The 23,117-nt window shown below is 65.9% G+C and carries 16 protein-coding genes and 2 tRNA genes; 13 read left to right on the top strand and 5 right to left on the bottom strand.

Features of this window, described 5'->3' with window-relative positions; genetic code table 11:
- Nucleotides 1-27: 27 nt before the first annotated feature.
- A complete protein-coding gene (locus tag CG51_RS07920) occupies nt 28-1,605 on the bottom strand; it encodes a TerC family protein (protein ID WP_035743703.1) in 1,578 nt (525 codons plus the stop codon).
- 426 nt (nt 1,606-2,031) lie between these two features.
- Here CG51_RS07920 and CG51_RS07915 point away from each other — a divergent pair.
- A tRNA-Gln gene (locus tag CG51_RS07915) sits at nt 2,032-2,106 on the top strand.
- Nucleotides 2,107-2,294: 188 nt separating this feature from the next.
- Here CG51_RS07915 and selD read toward each other — a convergent pair.
- A complete protein-coding gene (gene selD / locus CG51_RS07910) occupies nt 2,295-3,350 on the bottom strand; it encodes a selenide, water dikinase SelD (RefSeq protein WP_035743701.1) in 1,056 nt (351 codons plus the stop codon).
- 121 nt (nt 3,351-3,471) lie between these two features.
- On the opposite strand from selD, the gene CG51_RS19105 reads away from it, so the two are divergent.
- On the top strand, nt 3,472-4,686 hold the full coding sequence (locus tag CG51_RS19105) for an META domain-containing protein (protein WP_051930239.1): 1,215 nt from the start codon (nt 3,472-3,474) through the stop codon (nt 4,684-4,686).
- Here CG51_RS19105 and CG51_RS07900 read toward each other — a convergent pair.
- Nucleotides 4,670-5,179, bottom strand: a complete 510-nt coding sequence (locus CG51_RS07900) for an Lrp/AsnC family transcriptional regulator (protein WP_035743699.1) — start codon at nt 5,177-5,179, stop codon at nt 4,670-4,672. The two genes, CG51_RS19105 and CG51_RS07900, sit on opposite strands and share 17 nt — an antisense overlap.
- A gap of 78 nt (nt 5,180-5,257) precedes the next feature.
- Here CG51_RS07900 and putA point away from each other — a divergent pair, with 78 nt between their 5' ends.
- From putA to CG51_RS07875, 5 genes are all read left to right on the top strand, one after another.
- Nucleotides 5,258-8,707, top strand: coding sequence for a bifunctional proline dehydrogenase/L-glutamate gamma-semialdehyde dehydrogenase PutA (gene putA / locus CG51_RS07895; protein WP_233141281.1), 3,450 nt, complete (start codon nt 5,258-5,260; stop codon nt 8,705-8,707).
- 75 nt (nt 8,708-8,782) lie between these two features.
- Nucleotides 8,783-8,857 (top strand) — tRNA-Asn (locus tag CG51_RS07890).
- Nucleotides 8,858-9,246: 389 nt separating this feature from the next.
- Nucleotides 9,247-10,119, top strand: coding sequence for a branched-chain amino acid aminotransferase (locus tag CG51_RS07885; protein ID WP_035743698.1), 873 nt, complete (start codon nt 9,247-9,249; stop codon nt 10,117-10,119).
- Nucleotides 10,120-10,177: 58 nt separating this feature from the next.
- The gene (locus tag CG51_RS07880) at nt 10,178-11,128 is read left to right on the top strand and encodes a hypothetical protein (protein WP_143412914.1); all 951 of its coding nucleotides are present in this window, start codon (nt 10,178-10,180) and stop codon (nt 11,126-11,128) included.
- Nucleotides 11,129-11,186: 58 nt separating this feature from the next.
- The gene (locus CG51_RS07875; RefSeq protein ID WP_035743694.1) at nt 11,187-11,642 is read left to right on the top strand and encodes a universal stress protein; all 456 of its coding nucleotides are present in this window, start codon (nt 11,187-11,189) and stop codon (nt 11,640-11,642) included.
- A gap of 737 nt (nt 11,643-12,379) precedes the next feature.
- Here the strand turns inward: CG51_RS07875 and CG51_RS07870 are convergent.
- On the bottom strand, nt 12,380-14,032 hold the full coding sequence (locus CG51_RS07870) for an AMP-binding protein (protein WP_035743693.1): 1,653 nt from the start codon (nt 14,030-14,032) through the stop codon (nt 12,380-12,382).
- 169 nt (nt 14,033-14,201) lie between these two features.
- Here CG51_RS07870 and CG51_RS07865 point away from each other — a divergent pair, with 169 nt between their 5' ends.
- Nucleotides 14,202-14,753 (top strand): HdeD family acid-resistance protein, encoded by a 552-nt coding sequence (locus CG51_RS07865; protein ID WP_051930237.1) that lies wholly within the window; start codon nt 14,202-14,204, stop codon nt 14,751-14,753.
- 2 nt (nt 14,754-14,755) lie between these two features.
- Here CG51_RS07865 and CG51_RS07860 read toward each other — a convergent pair whose 3' ends face one another.
- Nucleotides 14,756-15,211, bottom strand: coding sequence for a nucleoside deaminase (locus CG51_RS07860; protein WP_035743690.1), 456 nt, complete (start codon nt 15,209-15,211; stop codon nt 14,756-14,758).
- A gap of 75 nt (nt 15,212-15,286) precedes the next feature.
- Between CG51_RS07860 and CG51_RS07855 the strand changes: the two genes are divergently transcribed.
- From CG51_RS07855 to ptsP, 5 genes are all read left to right on the top strand, one after another.
- On the top strand, nt 15,287-17,215 hold the full coding sequence (locus tag CG51_RS07855) for a pseudouridine synthase (RefSeq protein WP_084695094.1): 1,929 nt from the start codon (nt 15,287-15,289) through the stop codon (nt 17,213-17,215).
- A 233-nt stretch (nt 17,216-17,448) separates the two neighbouring features.
- The gene (locus CG51_RS07850) at nt 17,449-18,426 is read left to right on the top strand and encodes a threonine dehydratase (protein WP_035743688.1); all 978 of its coding nucleotides are present in this window, start codon (nt 17,449-17,451) and stop codon (nt 18,424-18,426) included.
- Nucleotides 18,427-18,486: 60 nt separating this feature from the next.
- On the top strand, nt 18,487-18,903 hold the full coding sequence (locus CG51_RS07845; RefSeq protein WP_035743687.1) for a DUF1178 family protein: 417 nt from the start codon (nt 18,487-18,489) through the stop codon (nt 18,901-18,903).
- Between the two features lie 535 nt (nt 18,904-19,438).
- The gene (locus tag CG51_RS07840; protein ID WP_035743686.1) at nt 19,439-20,698 is read left to right on the top strand and encodes an aspartate kinase; all 1,260 of its coding nucleotides are present in this window, start codon (nt 19,439-19,441) and stop codon (nt 20,696-20,698) included.
- 17 nt (nt 20,699-20,715) lie between these two features.
- On the top strand, nt 20,716-22,962 hold the full coding sequence (ptsP, locus tag CG51_RS07835; protein ID WP_035743685.1) for a phosphoenolpyruvate--protein phosphotransferase: 2,247 nt from the start codon (nt 20,716-20,718) through the stop codon (nt 22,960-22,962).
- Nucleotides 22,963-23,117 lie beyond the last annotated feature (155 nt).

Raw genomic sequence — 23,117 nt, 5'->3', positions numbered from 1 at the left:
CGGCGGGATCACCCGCCGCCCCTTTTCTCATTCGGCGCCCCCGGCAAGAGGCTCGTCGAGGCGCCTGACGCGCACGCGGTCGATGGCGTGGCCGTTCATGGCCGTCACCTCGAACTCCAATGCGCCCGCGCTCACCCGCTCGCCCACGGCGGGCAGATGGCCGAGCTGCCACAGGATGTAGCCGGCGAGGGTCGAATACCGCTCGGTCGCATCTTCCAGATCGGTTTCCAGCAGGGTGGAGGCCCGCCGGATATCCACCCAGCCGCTGACAAGATAGGAGCCGTCGTCGAGCCGCTCCATCGTGGTCTCGTCGTCGTTCTCGTCGGCGAAATCCCCGGCGATGGCTTCGAGGATGTCGGTTGGCGTGGCGATACCCTCGATCGTGCCGAATTCGTCCACGATCACCGCCATCTGCACCGGCGTCTTGCGGAGCTGCTCCATGACGCGGAGCGCGTCGACGCTCTCATGCAGCACCAGCGGCTGTTTCAACGAACGGTCGAGGTTGATCGCCCCTTCCGCCAGCACGTCGCGCATCAGATCGCGGGTGAGCGCCACGCCGACGAAGTTCTCGATGCTCCCCCGCGCGACCAGATACCGCGAATGCCCTTCGCGCAGGATCTGCTCCTGAAGCGCCGCAACGGGCATGTTCAGGTCAAGCCAGTCGATCTCCGTCCGCGGGGTCATGACGGAGGTCGCGGGGCGCTCCGCCAGCGTCAGCACGCCCCGGATCATCTCCTGCTCCTCCGCGCCGAACAGGCCCCCCTCGCTCGACTGCTGGGCGATCACCTCGGCGTCGCCCGACAGTTCGCCCGATGACCGCGACCGCCCGCCCAGCATGCGCAGCACGGCCTCCGCCGCCCTGTCCCGCATGTCGCCGGAGGTGAGCGACCGCTCCCGGTTGCGACGGCTGATCTGGTTCAGCGCCTCGACCATCACCGAGAAACCAATGGCGGCATAGAGATACCCTTTCGGCAGGTGATAGCCGAAGCCCTCCACCACGAGCGAGAACCCGATCATCATGAGGAAGCCGAGGCACAGGATCACCACCGTCGGATGACGCGAGACGAAGGCCATCAGCGGCTTGGCCATCAGCAGCATCACGCCCACCGCGATGACGACGGCGATCATCATGACGGAGACATGCTGCACCATGCCGACCGCCGTGATCACGCTGTCGAGCGAGAAGATGGCGTCAAGCACGATGATCTGCACGATGACCTGCCAGAACACCGCATGGGCCACGCGCTGTTCCTTGTGCGCCATGTGGCCTTCCAGCCGCTCATGCAGTTCCATCGTGCCCTTGAACAGCAGAAAGACGCCGCCAACGATGAGAATGATGTCACGCCAGGAGAAGCTGAACCCCAGCAGCGAAAACACCGGCTGGGTCAGGGTCACGATCCACGCGATGGAGGCCAGAAGGGCCAGCCGCATGACCAGAGCGAGCGAAAGCCCGATGATCCGCGCCCTGTCCCGCTGATGCGGCGGCAACTTGTCGGCGAGAACGGCGATGAAGACGAGGTTGTCGATGCCGAGAACGATTTCCAGAACGACGAGCGTGGCAAGTCCCACCCAGGCCGACGGATCGGACATCCATTCAAAGAACATTAGGAAAATCCTGTTGGAGTGTTCGGTGCAGCATAGGCCCCTGCCCGCTTCAGGGCAGGCGGAACTCTCTCGCGGAAACCGGATATGTCAGGACAAGCAAACAGGGGGGCTAGCCCCCTTCGTCGTGGTCCCTCTCCGGGACTGTCGTCCTCCGAGGGAGGAACCGTGTCTGAATGCGAAGGCATTCTTCCGCTCTCAATGCTGCCCGGAAGACCTAGCGCAGCCACGCGCTTGCCGCAACCGGCTTGCGGCAAAATGCTCCAACCCCCTTGCCGAAGGGACGCGTCGTGCTGCTTGCGAGATGCCCCTTTCCCCAGGGTTCCGCCCCGTCCGCCGGCCCGTGCAAAGCCATAGGACAGCGGGGTGCAAAAAGAGCGATTTTCCGTCTTGCACCCCTCCGCGGCCTTCGCTAAACACCGCCGCAGTTGGGGCGTCGCCAAGTGGTAAGGCAGCGGTTTTTGGTACCGCCATTCCCAGGTTCGAATCCTGGCGCCCCAGCCATCTACCGGAAAATACCCGTGCCTTCGTGGCGGATCCCGTGATCGCGGAGCCTGCCTCATCCTGTCGATGAGCAATGTGGGCGCATGCCGCTCCGCTGGTGTGCAGGACGGCCCCCATCCCGCTACGCCACAGCCTCATGGCCGCGTGCCGCCCCGCCTGTGTACAGGAAGAGCGGGGGGATCACTGGTTCAGACGACTTCCACGCGGACCGGACCATCCGTCACTTCGCCGACAAGGCTCGCGCGGTCATAGCCCGCGGCACGGATGTGGGCGAGCGTTGCCTCTGCAGCCTCCGGCGCGACGGCGACCAGCAGCCCGCCCGAGGTCTGCGGATCGGTGAGAAGCTTCACCCGCCAGTCGGGCACACCCTCCGGCAACAACACATCCCCCCCATAGCTCGCCCAGTTCCGGGCCGATGCGCCGGTCGCCAGCCCGCTTTCGGCCAGCGCTTCGGCATGGGAAAGGAACGGCAGATCATCCATCCCGAGCCTTAGAGCCAGACCCGCACCCTTCGCCATCTCCAGCCCATGCCCCAGAATGCCGAAGCCGGTAACATCGGTGATCGCATGCACCACCGGGTCGCGGGAAAGCTCTCCCCCGATCCGATTGAGAAGCGTCGTCGTCGCGATCATCTCCTCATAGCCACCGGGTGGAAGGACGCCCTTCTTGATGGCGGCGGAATAGATGCCTACACCCAGCCCCTTCGTGAGGATGAGCTTGTCGCCGACCCGCGCACCGCCGTTGCGACGAATATCCTCGGGCGTGGCCAGCCCGATGACGGCAAGGCCGTAGATCGGCTCCGGCGCGTCGATGGAGTGACCGCCAGCGACGGGAATGCCCGCCTCCGCACAGATCTCGGCGCCTCCGGCAAGAATGGCCCGGACGGTTTCAACGGAGAGCTTGTCGATCGGCATACCGAGAATGGCGAGCGCCATGATCGGCCTCCCACCCATGGCATAGATGTCGGAAATCGCGTTCGTTGCGGCGATACGCCCGAAGTCGCGCGGATCATCCACCATCGGCATGAAAAAATCCGTTGTGGCGATCACGCAGGTTTTGTCATCCACCTGCCACACCGCCGCATCGTCCGAACCTTCATTGCCCACCAGAAGCTGGGGGAAGACCTGCGTCAGCGGCTGTTCGGCCAGCAGGTCGCGCAGGACAGAGGGAGCGAGCTTGCAGCCGCAACCACCTCCGTGCGCAAGCGAGGTGAGCCGGGGTTCGGAAAGGATATGGTCGGACATGGCGAAAGCTCCGTTCTCAACCCGCGAAGTCTCGCACGCGGCCAGGCCGGGGTCGAGGCCTGCTTTGCCTCCGGCCGTCTCCCGCTATATTCCGTTGTGGAACACATGAAGGAGGGACGCCATGCGTCTTTTGTCCTGCGCAACCCTGGCCGCGGTGATCGCGGGAGGGGCCGCCTTTGCCCAGCAGCGCAACGTGACGGGAGAACTCACCTATCGGGAGCGGGTCGCCCTGCCGGACGGCGCAGTCGCAAGCCTGGAGCTGCGCGATGAGACGGGGCGGGTCGTCGCCGCACGGGATATCGGGACGGAAGGGCGGCAGGTACCGATCCCGTTCGATATCAAGGGACCGGCTGATATTCCGCTGGTGCTGCGCGGCGCCGTTCAGCTTGGGGGAGAGGTGATGTGGGTTTCCGATCCCGCGCCGATTGCCACGGGAAGCGGCCCGGTGGCCGTCCCTCCTCTCATGATGCATCAGCACCTGTCGATGGGCTTTGCCTCCACCTATCGCTGTGGTGACCGGCTGGTGGAGATCGGCTTCAAAAACGACGGCGCGCGCCTGCGGGTCGGCGCGGATTACTACGATCTTCGTGAGGCTCGAAGCGCCTCTGGCGCGAAGTACGAGGCGGAGGACAATCCGGGCACCTTCGTCTGGAGCAAGGGGCCGGCCGTCACCGTGAGCATCGGCGGTGCGGCGCTTCCCGAATGTCATATCGACATAGACAGCACCGCCAATGCCGATTTCGTGGCACGGGGCAATGAACCGGGCTGGAGCCTCACGCTGACCGATGGCAGCTTCACCTTCACCCCGCAGGACGGGGACAGCCTCTCAGGACGCCTTTCCGCGGCGGAGGTGATGCCGCAGGGGCGGCGCTACACCGGCGGAAAGGGCGTGGTTCTGGCAATCGCCGACGCGCTCTGCCGGGACTCGATGACCGGAATGCCCTATCCCCGCCAGGTGACGCTGATGGCCGACGAGCGTGAGTTCAAAGGCTGCGGCGGCGCGCCCGAAGAGCTCCTCATCGGACAGGACTGGATGGTGGAGGATATCGGCGGCAGCGGCATCATTGACGGTTCGCACGTCACCCTTGCCTTCGCCAACGGGCGTGTCTCGGGGCGCGCGGGTTGCAACGGCTACTTCGCGGGTTACGAACTGACGGGGGAGTCGCTGCGCTTCCAGCAGGCGGGCGCGACGATGATGGCCTGTGCGCCTGCCCTGATGGATCAGGAGCGCAAGTTCCTTGACGCGCTGGCGAGCGTCACGGACTTCGACTTTTCCAACGACGGGGCGTTGTTGCTGAAAGCGGGGAACGAGACGGTGCTCAAGGCCCGCCACTGAACACGGGCGATTCGTCCTTCACCGCCTCCATCGCGACAAAGGTCGAGGTGGAGGCGACATGCGGCAGGGTGGACAGCTTTTCCCCCAGCACGGCGCGATAGTCGGCGATATCACCCGTGCGCACCTTGAGCAGGTAGTCGAATGAGGCAGCCATCATGTGGCACTCCTCCACCTCCGGGATCGCCTGCACCGCGCGGTTGAACGCCTGCAAGGCCGCCTCCCGCGTGTCCGAAAGCCGGACCTCGACAAAGGCGACGTGGGCAAGGCCGAGCCGGATCGGATCCAGCACGGCGCGGTAGCCCTTGATGTAACCCGCCTCCTCAAGCCGCTTCACCCGCGCCTGCACGGGTGACTTGGAAAGGCCCACCTTGCGCGCAAGCTCCGTCACCGGCAGCCGCCCGTCCACCGACAGGGACCGCAGGATGGCACGGTCGAAACGGTCGAGATCGTCACTTTCCATATCGAACCGGAGAGCGGCCACTTTTCGGTCCATCAGCCTGTCCTTGTGCTGAGTGCAGGCAATCCGCCTTCTCAAAGGGGTGTATCATGGGAAAGTAACGGGAGAAAGCGGATGCGCGACACGGTGATGGACCTCCAGATGAAGATCGAATCCCTGACGCTGGCAGAGGAAGGCCCCCTCCTCTCCCGGCTGGTGGAAGAGGCGCGCCTGTCGCCCGGGGACCGCGCCCGCATCGCCGCCAGAGGTGCGGACCTGGTCCGCCTGATCCGCGAGAGCGCGAAACCCGGCCTGATGGAAGTGTTTCTGGCCGAATACGGCCTTTCCACCGATGAGGGTATCTCGCTCATGTGTCTGGCGGAGGCGCTGCTGCGTGTGCCGGACGCCGAAACGATGGATGCGCTGATCGAAGACAAGATCGCCCCGTCCGACTGGGGCAGACACTTGGGCAAATCCTCCTCCAGCCTCGTCAACGCCTCCACCTGGGCGCTGATGCTGACAGGGCGCGTGCTGGATGAGCGGGAGCCGGGCGTGGCGGGCCACCTCCGGGCCGCGGTGCGGCGCCTGGGGGAGCCGGTGATCCGTGGCGCCGTCTCCCGCGCGATGAAGGAGATGGGGCGGCAGTTCGTCCTTGGCGAAACGATCCAGTCCGCGATGAAACGCGCCGAAGGGATGGAGGCGAAGGGCTTCACCTATTCCTACGACATGCTGGGAGAGGCCGCGCGGACAGAGGCGGACGCCCGCCGCTATCACCTCGACTATTCCCGCGCGATCACGGCGATCGCCGCCGCCGCGAAGGGCAGTGACATCCGTTCCAATCCCGGCATCTCTGTGAAATTCTCCGCCCTGCATCCGCGCTACGAAGTGGCAAAGCACACGCGCGTGATGGAGGAGCTGGTGCCCCGTGTCCGAGCGCTGGCCGGGCTTGCCCGCGCGGCGAACCTCGGCTTCAACGTCGATGCGGAGGAAGCGGACCGGCTGACCCTTTCCCTCGACGTGATCGAGGCGGTTCTGTCGGACCCCGCGCTGAAAGGCTGGGACGGGTTCGGCGTGGTCGTTCAGGCCTATGGCAAACGGTGCGGCCCGGTGATCGACCGTCTCTACGATCTTGCCACCCGGCTCGACCGCCGGATCATGGTGCGTCTGGTGAAGGGCGCCTACTGGGACAGCGAGATCAAGCGCGCGCAGGTTCTGGGGCTTGACGGCTTCCCCGTCTTTACCCGCAAGGCCGCGACCGATGTGAGCTATATCGCCAACGCGCGGAAGCTGCTCGGCATGACGGACCGGATTTATCCGCAGTTCGCAGGCCACAACGCCCATACCGTCGCCGCCATCCTCGACATGGCGACGGACCGCGACGCCTTCGAGTTCCAGCGCCTCCACGGCATGGGAGAGCGGCTCCACGACATCGTGCATGAGCGGGAGGGCACCCGCTGCCGCATCTATGCTCCGGTCGGGGCGCATCGCGACCTGCTGGCTTATCTCGTCCGTCGCCTGCTGGAAAACGGGGCGAACTCCTCCTTCGTGAACCAGATCGTCGATGAGGATGTGCCCGCCGAAACCGTCGCCGCCGATCCATTTGCAGAGGTGGAGGCGCATCTGGCCGATGCCCACAACCCGGTGATCCGCCGCCCTGCCGGGATATTCGAGCCCAGCCGCGGCAATTCACGCGGTTTCGATCTGACCGATGCGGGCGATCTTGCCCGGATCGAGGCCGCGCGCGCGCCGTTCCTTGCCGCCCGGTTCCGCGCCGCACCGATCCTCGCCCGGGAGGTGGAGGGCGGCGATCCCGTCACCGTGGTGAACCCCGCCGATCCGGCCGACGCGGTCGGCACCGCACTGTTCGCCACGCCCGATCAGGTGGAAGCGGCTCTCGATGCGGCCCGGCCATGGAACACCCCCGCCGAAGACCGCGCCGCCGTCCTGAAACACGCGGCCGATCTCTACGAGGCCGATTTCGGCCGCCTCTTCGCCCTGCTCGCCCGGGAGGCCGGAAAGACTCAGGCCGATGCGGTCGCCGAACTGCGGGAGGCCGCGGATTTCCTGCGCTACTATGCCGAAGGTGCGGCGGCCCTTCCCCATCCCGCCCGCGGCACTTTCGCCTGCATCTCTCCGTGGAACTTCCCACTCGCCATCTTCACCGGCCAGATCGCCGCGGCGCTTGCCGCCGGAAACGCGGTGATCGCGAAGCCGGCAGAGCAGACCCCGCTCATCGCCGCGCTTGCGGTGGAGCTTCTGCTCAAGGCGGGTGTTCCCGCAACGGCCCTGCAGCTGCTGCCGGGCGACGGCGGGGTGGGCGCGCGGCTCACGTCCGATCCGCGGATCGACGGCGTGGCCTTTACCGGCTCCACCGACACCGCGCTGGCCATTCGTCGGGCAATGGCGGAACATCTCTCCCCCGGCGCGCCGCTGATCGCGGAGACCGGTGGCCTGAACGCGATGATCGTGGATTCAACCGCCCTCCCCGAGCAGGCCGTCCGCGACATCGTGGCCTCCGCCTTCCAGTCCGCCGGGCAGCGCTGCTCCGCGCTCCGCTGTCTTTACGTGCAGGAGGATGTCGCGCCCAGCGTCACGCATATGCTCTTCGGCGCGATGGATGAGCTTGCGCTCGGCAACCCATGGACGCTGGCCACCGATGTCGGCCCGGTGATCGACGCCGAAGCCGCCTCGGGCATCGCGGCCCATGTCGCCCGGGCGCGCAGCGAAGGTCGGCTGCTGAAAGATGTCTCCGCCCCCGGAACCGGCCATTTCATAGCGCCGGCCGTGATCCGTGTGTCCTCCATCGCCGATATCGGCGAGGAGGTGTTCGGCCCTATCCTGCACCTCGTCACGTTCCGAGCGGGTGAGATCGACAGGGTGATCGACGCGATCAATGCCACCGGTTACGGTCTGACCTTCGGCCTGCACACCCGGATCGATGATCGGGTGCAGGAGGTGGTGGAGCGTATCCATGCGGGCAACATATACGTCAACCGCAACCAGATCGGTGCAGTCGTCGGATCGCAACCTTTCGGCGGCGAGGGACTTTCCGGCACCGGCCCGAAGGCGGGCGGGCCGAACTACCTCGTCCGCTTCACACACCTCCCCGCTCCCGCGGCGGGCGCCCGCGACAGCGTGGATGCTGATCTCACGTCTCTCCGCCGCGCGCTCTCCCGCTCCGCCGATACTGCAGAGGATACACGGTTGATGCCCGGTCCCACGGGCGAGTCGAACCGGCTGGATCTCCGCGCGCGCGCGCCTGTTTTGTGCCTCGGCCCCGGCGATGCTGCCCGGGCGGATCAGAAGGCTGCGGTGGAGCGTCTGGGCGGAAGCGCGGTTGTGGTCAGCGGGCACCTGCCACCTGACGAGCTTGCCAGAATCAACGGATTCTCCGGCGTGCTCTGGTGGGGCGATGCGACAGAGGCGCGCGCCTATACCAAGGCGCTCGCCGCGCGCGCGGGGCAGATCCTGCCCCTCATCACCACTGAACCGGACGCAGGTCACGTGCTGATCGAACGCCATCTCTGCGTGGATACCACCGCTTCCGGGGGCAATGCCGCTCTCCTCGCGGACGTCGGAGAATAAGCATCGGGAGGGTGCGGAAAAGTTGTCTTTTGCCTCTGGACAGCCCCCGCACCCCCCGCTATACCGCCCCCGTGTTCCGGCGTAGCTCAGCGGTAGAGCAGTTGACTGTTAATCAATTGGTCGTAGGTTCGATCCCTACCGCCGGAGCCATAAATACCTGTTAAAATCAACAGGTTATGTGGCGACACACACTCCGCAGCCTTGAATGTGCCCTTGCACTGTGTCAGGATTGTGCGGAACTTCATCCCTATAGGATAGTACAGACAGAAGGGGTCGTGGACGTACCCTCTCCGTCCGATCGGCATGTTGGCAATAGCCGGACTTACCGAAGCGAAGGGAGTCCGTCGGCGACCGTTTGAGACGAACGGAAGGGGTGGCCTGGACGATCCATCCGATACGGACCTGCGGGTTTGTGCCCCATGCCAGTCATATCACGGAAGCGTGCAAGCTCCCCCTTCGATACACGGCTTGACACCCAGCGTCGCTCTGGACCCCGGCGGACCAAAGTGCTTTACCCATTGCGACTGAAGGAGCTTGCCATGGCATTCGGAACCAATATCCGCACTTATTTCAACGGCACCTGGCATGACGGCGACATTCCGGTGATGCGTGCCGCCGATCACGGCATGTGGCAGGGGTCGAGCGTGTTCGACGGCGCCCGCCTGTTCGAAGGAATCACGCCCGACCTGGACACCCACTGCGCCCGACTGAACCGTTCCGCCGAGGCGCTGATGATCACGCCGAACGTCGATGCGGGCGAGATGGTGGACATCGTGCTCGACGGGCTGAAGTCCTATGGGCCGAATGCCGCTGTCTATATCCGGCCGATGTACTGGGCGATCCACGGCAGCGAGCTGGGCGTCGCCCCGCTGAAGGGCGAAACCGGCTTCGCCATCAGCCTTGAGGAAGTGGCCATGCCGCCGATCACCTCCTCCACCACGCTGACCACGACCTCCTTCCGGCGCCCGGTGCTGGCCGACAACGTGACCAACGCGAAGGCGGGTTGTCTCTATCCGAATAACGCGCGGATGCTGGTGGAGGCTCAGGCCAAGGGCTTTGGCAATGCGCTGGTGCAGGACGCGCTCGGGAATGTGGCCGAAACCGCGACGGCCAACGTGTTCATGGTGCGGGATGGCGAGCTGTTCACCCCGATCGCCAACGGTACGTTCCTTTCCGGCATCACCCGCGCCCGTCACATCGCCAATGCCCGTGCAGCGGGTCTCACCGTGCATGAAGCCATCCTGACGCTCGACGATTTCCGCAAGGCAGATGAGGTCTTCCTGTCGGGCAACTTCTCCAAGATCACCCGCGTCTCCGCATTTGAGGACACGACCTACAAGACCGACGCGATGACCCGCCGGATGCGTGACATCTACTGGGACTGGGCCCATTCGACCGCAGCAGCGGCCTGAACCCTCCGGCCGGCGGTTCCGCCGCCGGCTTGCCGCGATGCTCTCTGCGGGCATTGTGGTGGCGACGCTCGGGAGCACGATCCTCGTGCTCCGCGACGCTCCCTTTACCGCACCCTTCGTGGAGCGTTCGACGGCGGAGATCGCCCGCGCGGCGGATCGCGCCATGGCCCGCGCCGTCACGGCGGACTGGCTCTTCCCACGACTCGGCGATGCGATACGGGCGGGAGATGAGGACGCCGTTTCCTTCTATGCCGCTCTTGCGCAAGACCACGACATCCCCCTGCCCCCGCCGCTTGGGGAGGAGCTCGCCGCCTTCCGCGCCGCGCGGGAGGGCGGTTTCGCGCGGCTCTCGGAGTGCGCGGTCTGCGCCTATGACGCGGCCCGTTGCCCGAGCATCGAACTGCTCGCGATCTGTGCCCTGCCGGTGGAGATGACGCCGCTGGGTGATCTGAACGCCCTCCGGCGGGGAGGCGAGGCATATCTTTCCGGCCAACCGCTCGACCGGCTGGAGACGGGTCTGGCGATCGTCGGGCTTGGGGCGACGGGGGCTGCGCTGGGCACGGGCGGAGGCGGTCTTGTCGTCAAGGCCGGTGCAACGACGCTCCGGCTTGCACATAGGCTGGGGAGAGTGACGCCCGGCCTTGCCCGCGCGCTGATGGAGAGCGCCCGCATGTCACTGGGCAGCGGGGCGCGGGTCGCCCGCTCCACAGACGTGACGGCGGACCTGCTGCGGCTGGGCGGAAACGCAGGGGTAGCGCCGACGCTGCATCTTCTTCGCCATATCGACACTGCAGAGGATGCGGCGCGGATCGCGCGCCTGTCCGACGCGGCTGGCCCCCGCACGCGGGGTTTGGTGGAGGTGCTGGGAAAATCCCGCGCGTTGCGGCTGACGGTCCGGCTGGCTGACAGGGTTCTGGCGGCAATGGCGCTGATATATGCGCTCATCCTGCAGCTTGCATTATGGATAGCGGGGCGTCTGGGGCGGGCGGCCCTCCGCGCACTGGCTTGACGGTTGCGGCGGACGCCCGGCTTTGACATCATCGAACGGCTCTCAGAAGGGATCGGGAATGCGAAAGTTTCTGGTGGTGCTGGATGACACCAAGGAATGCCTCAACGCCATGCGGTTCGCCACGCTCCGCGCGGCCCATACCGGAGGCGGCGTGCAGGTCATCTCCATCATTCCGCCGGAGGAGTTCCAGCACTGGATGGGTGTGGCTGACATCATGCGGCAGGAAGCGCGCGACCGCATAGAGGCGCATTTCGAGGTTTTCGCCAAATGGATGCGCGACAAGCACGGCGTGGATCCCGAACTCGTCATTCGTGAGGGTGAGGCAGTGACGGAGATCCTCGCGCAGGTGAAAGCGGACCCGGAAATCGGCATCCTCGTTCTGGGCGCGGGGGCGGAAAGCGCCGATCCCGGCCCGCTCGTCACGCAGATGTCCCGCAGTTCCGGCTCCCTTCCAATCCCGATCACCATCGTTCCGGGCGGCATGTCCAAGGAGCGGCTGGAAGAGGTGGCCTGACCGCTCCACCGCCCAGCGCTTCGTTTATCGGTGCTTTGTCATTCGGTGCGCCACCGCCCGTTCCTTGCCTCAGTAGCTTCATCACTCGGGGCGTCGGCTTCGCTGCCCGGCGACTTCGTCATGGGATGGCTTCGCCTCCCAGCGTTTCGCCACCCCGGTGGCTTTGTCCCTCGGTGATTGTCCCTCGGTGACTTCGTGCGTCGGTGGCTTCGTGCTTCCGTGCTTTGTCCCGCTGTCGCTTCGTCGTCTCGCACCAGGCCGGGTTGGCGGACTTCCCGTCCCTTGCGACGCCCGCGGCCAAGGCCACCTTGCGCTTTGGTGCTGTGTTCGCTTCCGTGAAATGGCCCCGCATCGCGACGGTCATGGGTTTTGCAGTGGCCGCTGATCGGGCGGGGCCATCCGCCACGGCCAGCCAGCGCGGTTACCCATGCGAGGGAGCTGGCGGAGCTTTCACCTGTCGCACCGTTTTCTGGACGCCAGGAACCCAAGGGGCAGACCGGCACAGGCCACGCCAACAGACTGATGAAGTGGCTTTCCGCTGACCTCGCAAAGGCCCACCCAAGCGGGCCGCAAATCCGGGAGCTCCCGCCCCCCAAGACCGGCTTTCCCGGCCTTGCACGGGCGCGAACCAGACTTTTCCGCGGCCTGCTCAAAAGCCCGGCCTTTTTCTGCGCCTCGCGCTTCGGCAGCCTGGTGGGTTGGCGCCGGTCGGACCGGCGCCCCCTGCATCCGTGCCTTCAGGCGACGGCGGTCGTCGCCCGCTCCACTTCCTGCTTGCGCAGGAGGAAGCGCTGGATCTTCCCGCTCGGCGTCTTGGGGAGATCGTCCACGAACTCGATCTCCCGCGGGAAGGCATGGGCGGACAGCCGTTTGCGCACATGCTGCTGAAGTTCCTCAGCCAGCGCGCGGCTCGCCTCGAACTTCGGGCTGAGGACGACGAACGCCTTGATGAGTTCCGTCCGCTCCGGGTCGGGCTTGCCCACCACGGCGGCTTCCACCACGGAGGGATGCTCGATCAGCGCGCTTTCCACATCGAACGGCCCCACACGGTAGCCGGAGGTGGTGATGACATCATCCGCGCGGCCCACGAAACTGATCGTGCCGTCCTCGTTCAGTTCGACCGTATCACCCGTCAGGTAATACTTGCCCTTGAACGCCTTGGTTTCCTGCTGGTGATAGCCGCCGAACCAGAACATCGGCGAGGCGTCGCGGTCCATCGCCAGAATTCCCGGCTGCCCGACCCCCAACTCTTCCAGCGTCTCAGGATTCACAACAACAAGCCGGTGACCCGGCATTGCGAAACCCGCCGAGCCAAGCCGCACGTCATGCGACAGCCCGTGGAAATTGCAGAGCACCATGCCAAGCTCGGTCTGCCCGTAGTGGTCATGGATGACCGTCTCCAGCTCGCTCGCGCACCATCGGATGACCTCGGGCGTCAGCGGCTCACCCGCGCTCGAGATGGCGCGGACCTTGCCCTTCAGCGCCGGACCGACACGGTCCCGCGCAGCGAGAAGCATGCGGTAGGCGGTGGGAGAGCCTGCAAGCACATCCACCTCCCGCCGCTCTATCACGCCGATGGTGCTCTCCACCGTGAACCCTCCCTCATAAAAGGTCGTCGGGTGGCCCATGCAGAGCGGGCCGGAGAGAGCGTAGTAAAGCCCGTAGGCCCATCCGGGATCCGCGACGTTCCAGAAGGAATCGCTGTCTTCCAATCCGATGGCCAGCCGCATGTACTGCGTAAAGGGCACGAGCGCCTTCAGCGGCACGAAGAGCGCCTTCGCAAGCCCGGTGGTGCCAGAGGTGAACATCATCAGGAAGGGATCGTCGCCCGTCCGCATGACCGGCGCGAAGGTATCGGGCTGAAGCGCCATCTCCGCCCAGAAGCTGTAATCGCCCCGTCGGATCCCCTCTCCCCGGGGCCCGCCCACCGTCACCACGGGGGGCAACCGTTCAACGCCCTCCAGCTTGTGCCGATTGGTCGGGTCCGTCACGATCAGCTTCGCCTCGGAAGTGGCCAGCCGATGCTCGATCGCCTTGGAGCCGAAGGCGGTGAACAGCGGCACATAGACCGCGCCCGCCCGCCACGCTCCCAGCAGCACGACAAGCAGTTCGGGCGTACGGGGCAGAAGGCAGGCTATCCTGTCCCCCGGCTGCACGCCCTGCGCCTTAAGAAAACCCGCAAAGCGCGCCGCCTGCTTGCGCAGCTCCGCAAAAGTATGGGTGGAAGCGGTCCCGTCCCGCCCCTCATAGAACAGCGCGATCCTCCCGGGGAGCGCATGTCTGTCGCAGCATTCCACGCAGGCATTCATGGCCTCCAGCGTCCCGGACAATGTCTCTCGCACCAGAGTGTCGTAGTCGAAGGCGTCCGTCGCCTCCTGATGGGTCTGCATGGATTCTCTCCCTATGTCTCCCAGGCACATCCGTGTTGCCGCGGAGCACCTTTCCCACCCGAAAGTCTAGAAGCGGCGATGGCCCGCCGCAAGCGGGCCGCGCGAACACTTGATTAGACCCACACCCCGCTTAGTTGATGCCTGTCTTAGATCTGGAACGGTGGCAATTATGACGTATTCTTCCCGGACTGACTTCTACGACAACATCCGCCGCAGCTGGGGTTGGTTCCTTGCGCTCGGGATTCTCGTGCTCGTTTTCGGGATCATCGCCGCAGGAAACCTTTTCGTGGCTTCTATCGCTTCCACCTACTGGGTCGGCATCCTGATGATCATCGCCGCCGTGGCACAGGTGGTAATGGCCTTCTCCGTTGAAGGATGGGGCAGCAAGGTTTTCGCAATTCTCGCCGCCGTCCTTTACGGGATCGCAGGCTATTTCGCCTTTTCTCAGCCCCTCACCGCTACTGCGGCACTGACGCTGACGCTCGGGGCGTTCCTGCTCGCCGCCGGGGCGGTACGCGCCTACATCGGGATCAAGGACCGGCCGATGCCCGGCTGGGGATGGCTGCTGTTCGGCGGCATCATCACGATACTGGCCGGAATCCTGATCCTCATGGGGTGGCCCGGCAACAGCGTCTGGGTTTTGGGGCTGTTTCTCGCCGTCGACCTGATCGCTTCTGGACTGAGCTACATCATGATAGCGCTCGGCCTGAAGAACGTCTGATATCAGTCGCGCCGGAGGCGGAAGAATTCCTTCAGAAGCCGCTCCGCCGCCGCCGCTCCTATGCCGTCATAGACTTCGGGCACATGGTGGCTCTGGGAGTGAGCAAAGATGCGCGGCCCTTGCGCAACACCGCCTGACTTGGGATCGCCGGCCCCGTAGTAGAGCCGCGCGATCCGGGCCTGCGAAATGGCGGAGGCACACATCGGGCACGGCTCCAGGGTGACATAAAGGTCATGTCCCGGCAGCCGTTCGGAGCCAAGCGCCGCGCAGGCTGATCGGATGGCGAGTATCTCCGCATGGCCCGTGGGATCGGCGAGTTCACGTGTCCGGTTGCCCGCGCGGGCGACGATCCGCCCTCCCGGATCGATCAGCACGGCACCCACGGGCACCTCGCCCCTGAGGGCTGCTGCCTCTGCTTCGGCGAGAGCTATATCCATATGGCTGAGGAACGGAGACATGTCCCTAGGTGAAACCTTTCGTGCGACGGTGCAAGCCCGCTTCCGCTGACGCAGCTTTGGATGTAAGGCGACGCGATGACACAGGAACAAAAGACGGGCGAGCGCATCGCCAAGGTTCTGGCGCGGGCGGGGATCGCCTCCCGCCGGGACGCAGAGCGGCTGATCGCCGCCGGAGCCGTAACGGTGAACGGGCGGGTGATAGATTCGCCCGCGCTCGACGTCACGCCGAAAGACCGGATCGCGGTGGAAGGTCGCCCCCTGCCCGCCGCCGAGCCGCCGCGGCTGTGGCTCTATTACAAGCCCATCGGGCTCGTCACCACCGAGCGGGACGAAAAGGGCCGTGAGACGGTTTTCGAGAACCTGCCGGAGGAGCTGCCGCGTGTGCTCTCCGTCGGGCGCCTCGACCTCAATTCCGAGGGTCTGCTGCTGCTCACCAACGACGGTGAGATCAAGCGGCGGCTTGAACTGCCCTCGACTGGCTGGCTGCGCCGCTACCGCGTGCGGGTGAACGGCCGGCCGGAGGACAGCGTGCTGGACCCGCTCCGCAAGGGTATCGAGATCGAGGGCGAGCGGTTTCAGCCGATGCAGGTCGTGCTGGACCGTCAGCAGGGGGCGAACGCCTGGCTGACCGTCGGGCTGCGGGAGGGCAAGAACCGCGAAATCCGCCGCGCGATGGAGGCGGTGGGCCTTGCCGTGAACCGGCTCATCCGGGTGAGCTACGGCCCCTTCAAGCTTGAGGATCTGGAACCTGGGGAAGTGCGGGAGGTCCGCTCGCGCGTTCTTCGCGACCAGCTCGGCCTGAAGCCGGAGCCGGAACAGACCGTCGCCATCACTCGCAGGCTCGGCACGAAGGCGGAGAAGGAAAGCTCTCCCGGCAAGCCGCGCAAGCTCTCCTCCGGGCCGCGGGACATGACGGGCGCGACAGACCCTTCGCGGTCGCTCCGCGTGACGAAGCCGATGCCGCTCCGCTCGGAAAACGTTCGCCCCCAGCGAGGCGAAGGCGGCAAGCCGCGCGAGCGGAACGTGACCGACGCGCCGCCGCGCCCGCTCCGCAGCGATGCGCCCAAGCCCGCCCGGTCCGCCTGGGGTGAGGACAAGCCGCGCAAGCCGCGCGCCAATGCCTCGGCGGATCGTGGCTTCGCCTCCGACACGCCGCGCAAACCGCGGTCCGAAGGCTTCCGGAGCCATGGCGGTGAGGGCAAACCTCGCTCCGAAGGTTTCCGCAGCCATCGCGATGCATCGCGCGACGATCGAGGGGCCTCCCGCGATTTTCCCCGCGATGAGGGCAGGCCGCGCCGCGAGGGGGGTGACAGGCCGCGCCCGCAGGGCGACGACCGCAAACCCCGGAGCGGCGGCTTCTCGCGTGACGACGCCAGAGGCACGGGCGAGCGTGGCAGCAAATTCGGCGCGAAGCCCCGTGCGGAAGGCTTCCGCAGCCACAGCCGGAACGACGAAGCTGCGGACCGGCCGCGGTCCGCGGAAGGTGGACGGTTCGGGTCCGCCGAAGGTGGGCGAAGCGGCAAGCCACGCTTCGAAGGGCGCCGCGAGGATTCCGACAGGCCCCGCGCAGGCGGCCCGAAACCGGCAGGCAAGGGCTTTGGCCCGCGTAGCGGCTCGGGTGACGAGCGCGGCGAACGCGGCCCCCGGTCCGGCTTCGGCAAGACGTCTTCTCGCGCGGGCTCCGAGAATGAGCGTGGGCAGCGCTCAGGGTTCGGCAAGAGCAACTCAGAAAAGTCCGGCAACCGGAACTTCGGCAAGGGCGACGGCGAACGGTCCGGCGGCTTCGGCGGAAGCCGTGGCAGCAGCGGCGGCGGCAGCGGCGGGCGGAGTGGCGACGGGGAGCGGGGGTTCGGCAAGGGCCGCGCCGCTTCGGGTGAAAGCCGCTCCGACAAAGGCCCGCGCCCCTCGCGCGGCGGCCCGGATCGGGGAGAGCGCGGCGGGCCTGATCGCAGTGGCCCCGGCAGCCGCCCCCGCGGGCCGAAGGGTCCACGCCGGGGGGACTAGGGCTACGACTATGTTTGGCGACGGAGAGCCCCTGGGCTCCCGTTCGTCCACGGCGGCATCCGGGTGACAACGTCTGATAACGGAGAGCGTTCGGGTTCTCCCTCGCTGGCAGGACACTGCCCTTGGATCGCTCACGACAGGGGGGATCACCGCACTATCCGCCCAGCTTGTCTTGACGCGGGGCGGCGCTCCCGCGATCTTCGGGGAAAGGCAGCGGGAGGAAAAAGCCACGGATGTCTGAACGCTTCACCCGCGAAGAACTGGTGGAAGCCGCGGCCCTTGTGCATCGTCAGCTTTCTCCCACAGCACAGATCGGCTGGCCCCTTCTGTCGCAAGCGACCGGCGTAGAGGTCGTGGTCAAGCATGAAAACCACCTGCCGACCGGCGCCTTCAAGGTCAGGGGCGGCATCACTTACGTGGATTGGTTGCGCCGCACCCAACCCACCGTGCCGGGTCTTTGCACAGCCACGCGTGGAAACCATGGCCAAAGTCAGGCCCGTGCCGCGACAGCGGCCGGCCTACGGGCGCTGATCTACGTCCCACACGGCAATTCACACGAAAAGAATGCTGCCATGCGGGCCTATGGCGCGGAAGTGGTGGAGTTCGGACGGGATTTTGACGAGGCGCGGGAGGAAGCCTATCGCGTGGCCGCGCGCGACGGGTTGGCGGTCGTGCCGCCCTTTCACAGGGAGCTGGTGCGCGGCGTGGCCACGGCGGGGCTTGAGCTGCTGACGGCCTGCCCCGACCTGCACACCGTCTATGTTCCCATCGGCGCAGGCTCAGGCATCGCCGGGATGATCGCGGCGCGGGATGCGCTCGGCCTCGGCACGCGGATCGTCGGCGTGGTCGCGGCGGGCGCACCCACGGTAAAACTTTCGCTGGATGCCGGAAGGCCGGTGGCAACCGCTCGGGCAGAGACGATCGCCGACGGACTTGCGGTGCGGGTTCCCGTTCCCGAGGCGCTGGCCATCATCGCGGAAGGAGCGGAGAGGCTCGTTTCCGTGACGGATGACGAAATCGCGCATGCGATGCGGCTTTACTTCCGCACGATCCATTCCGTTGCCGAGGGGGCGGGCGCCGCGCCGCTGGCCGCGTTGTTTGCGGAGCGCGAGCGGATGGCAGGACACCGCGTAGGAGTGGTGTTGTCTGGCGGGAGTGTGGATAGCGACCGCTTCGCCACGATTCTCTCGGGTGGGCTTCCACCACCGTGAGATGGCTTGATTCCGCCGCTGGAATCCATAGGTGTGACGGGTTCAAGACGGAATGACCCCATGATCCGCTACACGCTGAAATGCGACCGGGACCACGCTTTTGAAAGCTGGTTCCAGTCGGCCGGAGCCTTCGATGCGCTTGAAAAGGCGGGGCAGCTCGCCTGCCCAAGTTGTGGGTCGTCGAAGATCGGCAAAGCGTTGATGGCCCCCGCCGTGAAACCGACGGAGCAAGAGACCCGCCCCCTCACCCCACGGACGGAGCAGGAGAAACTTCTGGCAGAGGTTCGGCGGCATCTGGAGGAGAACTCCGAATACGTCGGCATGAATTTTGCGAGCGAAGCACGTGCCATCCACGCGGGCGATGCGCCGGATCGCGCGATCTACGGTGAGGCGCGGGCCGAAGAGGCGCGCAGCCTGATCGAAGACGGTGTGCCCGTGGCTCCCTTGCCTTTCCTGCCTACGCGCAAGGCCAACTGACGTAGAGGCCAGCGGAGCAAGACCCACGGGAACGGCAACCTGCGTCGGGGCCGCAGGGGCGCCGTCCATCAAGTAGGTCATCGGCCGACCCCGGAGCGCCCGCCACCCTTCCCGCCGAGGCATCAGGCCAACTGACGCCGGTCCGAAGCTGCCGGAGCAAAGCCGGGGAGCACCACGACCTGCTATTCCGAGTCCAGGCGCGACATCGGATATGTCATCGACCCGCCGTCGCATGCCGGACTGTTCGCATCCCCGGAGCAGAATAGGCGATCACGGCCATAACCGCAGGGACCGCTGCCCTCGCCGTTGACCATCGGACACGGGAGTACCGCGCTGATGGCCCCGAGGCCCTGCACCGCGCCGGACGAAGTCACTCTGGGGAAAATGCCGGAGAAAGACAGGCGCGGCGATCTCAACCACCCGTGGAAAGGTGGATGGCTGCGAGCGCCCCTCCCCCCAATGGTCCCTTGCCCTTGCTCCGCCGCTCACTTATGACCCCCGGCTGACGGGCGCGGGAAGACGAACGGGGGGCAGGATGCCGCTTCTGGTGATGAAATTCGGGGGAACCTCGGTCGCGGATCTCGCGCGGATCAGGAATGCCGCCGAAAAGGTCAAGCGCGAAGTGGAGCGGGGCTATGACGTGATCGTCATCGTCTCCGCCATGTCGGGCAAGACCAATGAGCTGGTCGGCTGGGTGGAGCAGACCTCTCCATTGTTCGACGCGCGTGAATATGATGCCGTCGTCTCCTCGGGCGAAAACGTGACGGCGGGCCTGATGGCGCTGACGCTTCAGGAGATGGACGTTCCGGCGCGCTCCTGGCAGGGCTGGCAGGTGCCGATCAACACGACCTCCGCCCATTCCGCCGCAAGGTTCGTGGATATTCCGCGCCGCAACATCGATCAGAAATTCGCCGAAGGCATGAAGGTCGCCGTGGTCGCGGGCTTCCAGGGGCTGTCGCCCGAAGGCCGGATCACCACGCTGGGACGGGGTGGGTCCGACACGACGGCCGTTGCCTTTGCCGCGGCCTTCGACGCGGAGCGCTGCGACATCTACACCGATGTGGACGGGATCTACACGACCGACCCGCGGATCACGTCCAAGGCGCGCAAGCTCGACAGGATCGCGTTCGAGGAGATGCTGGAACTCGCCTCGCTCGGCGCGAAGGTGCTCCAGACCCGTTCGGTCGAACTGGCGATGCGCTACAAGGTGAAGCTGCGGGTGCTCTCCAGCTTCGAGGATACTGACGAAAACTCCGGCACCCTGGTCTGCGACGAGGAGGATATCATGGAATCGCAAGTCGTCTCTGGCGTGGCCTACAGCCGCGACGAAGCCAAGATCACCCTCTTCACCATCGAGGACCGCCCCGGCATCGCCGCGGCGATCTTCGGCCCGCTGGCGGATGCGGGCGTGAATGTGGACATGATCGTTCAGAACATCTCCGAAAAGGACTACGATGAGGCGCATCCGGGCGCGGTCACCGACATGACCTTTTCCGTCCCGGTGAACCAGGTCGCCCGGGCGCGCAAGGCGATGGAGGATGCCCAGACGAGCAGCCTCATCAACTACGACGAACTCATCATCGACGACGAGGTAGCCAAGGTTTCCGTCGTCGGTATCGGGATGCGGAGCCATGCAGGCGTGGCGGCGAAGATGTTCGATGCGCTGTCGGCGCATGGCGTGAACATCAAGGTGATCTCCACCTCGGAAATCAAGATTTCGGTGCTTATCGACCGGAAATACATGGAACTTGCGGTTCAGGCGCTGCATGATGCCTTCGAGCTGGAAAAGGCCTGAGCCACGACCGGAGTGCGATGCCCGACCTGAGCGAGAGTGATAGCCGCAAGCTGTTGCGGCGCCTTCGCGATACCCTGGCGCTTCCTGCGGCGGGGCAGGAAAGGCTGGACCGGGTGACGAGCCTCATCGCCTCCTCTCTCAAGACGGAGGTCTGCTCGGTCTATCTTTTCCGGGATGACGACACGCTGGAGCTGTGCGCCACGCAGGGCCTCCGCCCGGAAGCGGTCCACCAGACGCGGATGCGCCTTGGCGAAGGGCTTGTCGGCCGGGTCGCCAAAACGGGCAAGTTCATAAATACCGCCAATGCCCCCGCCGAAAAGGGCTTCCGCTACATGCCGGAGACGGGGGAGGAGATCTATTCCTCCTTCCTCGGCGTGCCGCTGCAACGGCTGGGCGACCGGCTGGGCGTGTTGGTCGTGCAATCGAAACGGGCGCGCGAATTCTCGGAGGATGAGCTCTACGCGCTGGAAGTCGTGGCGATGGTTCTGGCGGAGATGTCCGAACTTGGCGCCTTCATCGGTGAGGGGGAGGCGCTACAGGCCCCGCATCAGGGGCCGGAAGTGTTCCGCGGCGCCACCGGGCAGGAAGGCGCGGCCGAGGGGCGGGTCTGGCTTCACGAACCCCGCGTGGTCATCACAAACCCTGTCAATGACGACCCCCGCCGTGAAAAGGCCCGCCTGCGCGCCGGGGTGGAGCGGCTGTCTGCAGATGTGGACCGGATGATGCAGGCCATCGGGGCGGCGGACAAGGAACAACAGCAGGTTCTGGAGGCCTACCGCCTCTTTGCCAACTCCCGCGGCTGGCGGCGCCGGATGGAGGAGGACATCGACCGCGGACTTTCCGCCGAGGCCGCGGTGGAGAAAGAGCAGTCCACCATACGGGCGCGGCTCCAACAATCGCAGGACCAGTATCTGCGCGAGCGGCTGGACGATATAGACGACCTCTCGAACCGGCTGCTGCGCATCCTGACGGGACAGGGACAGGAGACCGGCGCCGAGATGCCGGAAAACCCGGTGCTCATCGCGCGCAACATCGGGCCGGGCGAGCTTCTGGAATATGACCGCAAGCTGAGGGCGGTCGTGTTGGAGGAAGGCTCCGTCGGCAGCCATGCCGCCATCGTCGCGCGCGCGTGGGGCATCCCGCTCGTTATCCGCGCCGAAGGCATCGTCACGGAAGCGCTGAACGGCGATCCGATCCTTGTGGACGGCGACTCGGGCTTGGTGCACCTGCGCCCTGAGGAAACGATCGCCGCCGCCTTCCGCGACAAGATCGCGATGCAGGCAAAGGCGCTCGAACGCTATGCCGACCTGCGCCCCCTGCCCGCGCTGACCAAGGATGGCAGGCGGATCGCGCTGCACATGAATGCCGGGCTGATGGCCGACCTGCCCTCCCTCACCCATTCCGGCGCCGAAGGGGTGGGGCTGTTCCGCACGGAGTTGCAGTTCCTGATCCGCAGCCACGTGCCGGGGCGGGAGCAGCTCGCGCGGCTTTACTCCCGCGTGATGGATGCGGCGAAGGGCAAGCGTGTAGTGTTCCGCACGCTCGACATCGGGTCAGACAAGGTGCTGCCCTACATGAAGCCGCAGGATGAGCCGAACCCCGCGCTTGGCTGGCGGGCGATCCGTGTCGGGCTGGACAAGCCCGGTGTGCTCAGGATGCAGTTGCAGGCGCTGATCCGCGCAGCGGCGGGGCGTCCTCTCAGCATCATGTTTCCCTTCATTGCCGATCCGCGCGAATTCTATGAAGCGCGTGAGCTTTTGATGCGGGAAATGGCGCGAGAGGCCCGGCTGAACCGCGTCCTGCCCGCGCGGCTGGAAATCGGCGCGATGCTGGAAACACCGAGTCTCGCCTTCGCCCCACGGCAATTCTTCGAGCAGGTGGATTTCCTGTCGATCGGTGGCAACGACCTGAAGCAGTTCTTCTTCGCTGCCGACCGGGAGAATGAACGGGTTCGCCGCCGATATGACACGCTGTCCAGCGAGTTTCTCGGGTTCATCGCCCGGATCGTGGAGCGCTGCCGCGAGATCGACACACCGCTGTCCTTCTGCGGTGAGGACGCGGGACGGCCGGTGGAGGCTGCGTGCCTCGCTGCCATGGGACTGGACATGCTGTCCATGCGCCCCGCTTCCATCGGCCCGGTGAAGCATCTCCTGCGCCGCACCAACCTCACCGACCTCGCCGGTGTGATCGCCGAGGCGCAGGCGGAGGGCGCGCAGAGCGTGCGGCCCATGGTGATGAGTTATCTCGCCGGGTTAAAGGACTAGCACGGGGCGGGAGGTGCCCTGTCGCTGAAATGCCGCCTTCGGGGGGAGCCGCCCGCAGAGCAGGCGACCTGTGCCGCCATCTCCAGAACCGCAGCTTTCGGGGCAGCGCCCAAAGATCACCGCCACCTGCCGGTCACCGGAGGCAACCTCCCCGC

It is taken from the genome of Haematobacter missouriensis (assembly GCF_000740775.1).
GTDB lineage: Bacteria > Pseudomonadota > Alphaproteobacteria > Rhodobacterales > Rhodobacteraceae > Haematobacter > Haematobacter missouriensis.
Note: the sequence above shows the minus strand (reverse complement) of the source record. Positions and strands in the feature narration are given on the sequence as shown.

Excerpts from the sequence above, each read along its gene's own strand:
- CG51_RS07920 (WP_035743703.1), bottom strand. The coding sequence starts at position 1,605 with ATGTTCTTTGAATGGATGTCCGATCCGTCGGCCTGGGTGGGACTTGCC.
- selD (WP_035743701.1), bottom strand. The coding sequence starts at position 3,350 with ATGTCCGACCATATCCTTTCCGAACCCCGGCTCACCTCGCTTGCGCAC.
- CG51_RS19105 (WP_051930239.1), top strand. The coding sequence starts at position 3,472 with ATGCGTCTTTTGTCCTGCGCAACCCTGGCCGCGGTGATCGCGGGAGGG.
- CG51_RS07900 (WP_035743699.1), bottom strand. The coding sequence starts at position 5,179 with ATGGACCGAAAAGTGGCCGCTCTCCGGTTCGATATGGAAAGTGACGAT.
- putA (WP_233141281.1), top strand. The coding sequence starts at position 5,258 with ATGCGCGACACGGTGATGGACCTCCAGATGAAGATCGAATCCCTGACG.
- CG51_RS07885 (WP_035743698.1), top strand. The coding sequence starts at position 9,247 with ATGGCATTCGGAACCAATATCCGCACTTATTTCAACGGCACCTGGCAT.
- CG51_RS07875 (WP_035743694.1), top strand. The coding sequence starts at position 11,187 with ATGCGAAAGTTTCTGGTGGTGCTGGATGACACCAAGGAATGCCTCAAC.
- CG51_RS07870 (WP_035743693.1), bottom strand. The coding sequence starts at position 14,032 with ATGCAGACCCATCAGGAGGCGACGGACGCCTTCGACTACGACACTCTG.
- CG51_RS07865 (WP_051930237.1), top strand. The coding sequence starts at position 14,202 with ATGACGTATTCTTCCCGGACTGACTTCTACGACAACATCCGCCGCAGC.
- CG51_RS07860 (WP_035743690.1), bottom strand. The coding sequence starts at position 15,211 with ATGTCTCCGTTCCTCAGCCATATGGATATAGCTCTCGCCGAAGCAGAG.
- CG51_RS07855 (WP_084695094.1), top strand. The coding sequence starts at position 15,287 with ATGACACAGGAACAAAAGACGGGCGAGCGCATCGCCAAGGTTCTGGCG.
- CG51_RS07850 (WP_035743688.1), top strand. The coding sequence starts at position 17,449 with ATGTCTGAACGCTTCACCCGCGAAGAACTGGTGGAAGCCGCGGCCCTT.
- CG51_RS07845 (WP_035743687.1), top strand. The coding sequence starts at position 18,487 with ATGATCCGCTACACGCTGAAATGCGACCGGGACCACGCTTTTGAAAGC.
- CG51_RS07840 (WP_035743686.1), top strand. The coding sequence starts at position 19,439 with ATGCCGCTTCTGGTGATGAAATTCGGGGGAACCTCGGTCGCGGATCTC.
- ptsP (WP_035743685.1), top strand. The coding sequence starts at position 20,716 with ATGCCCGACCTGAGCGAGAGTGATAGCCGCAAGCTGTTGCGGCGCCTT.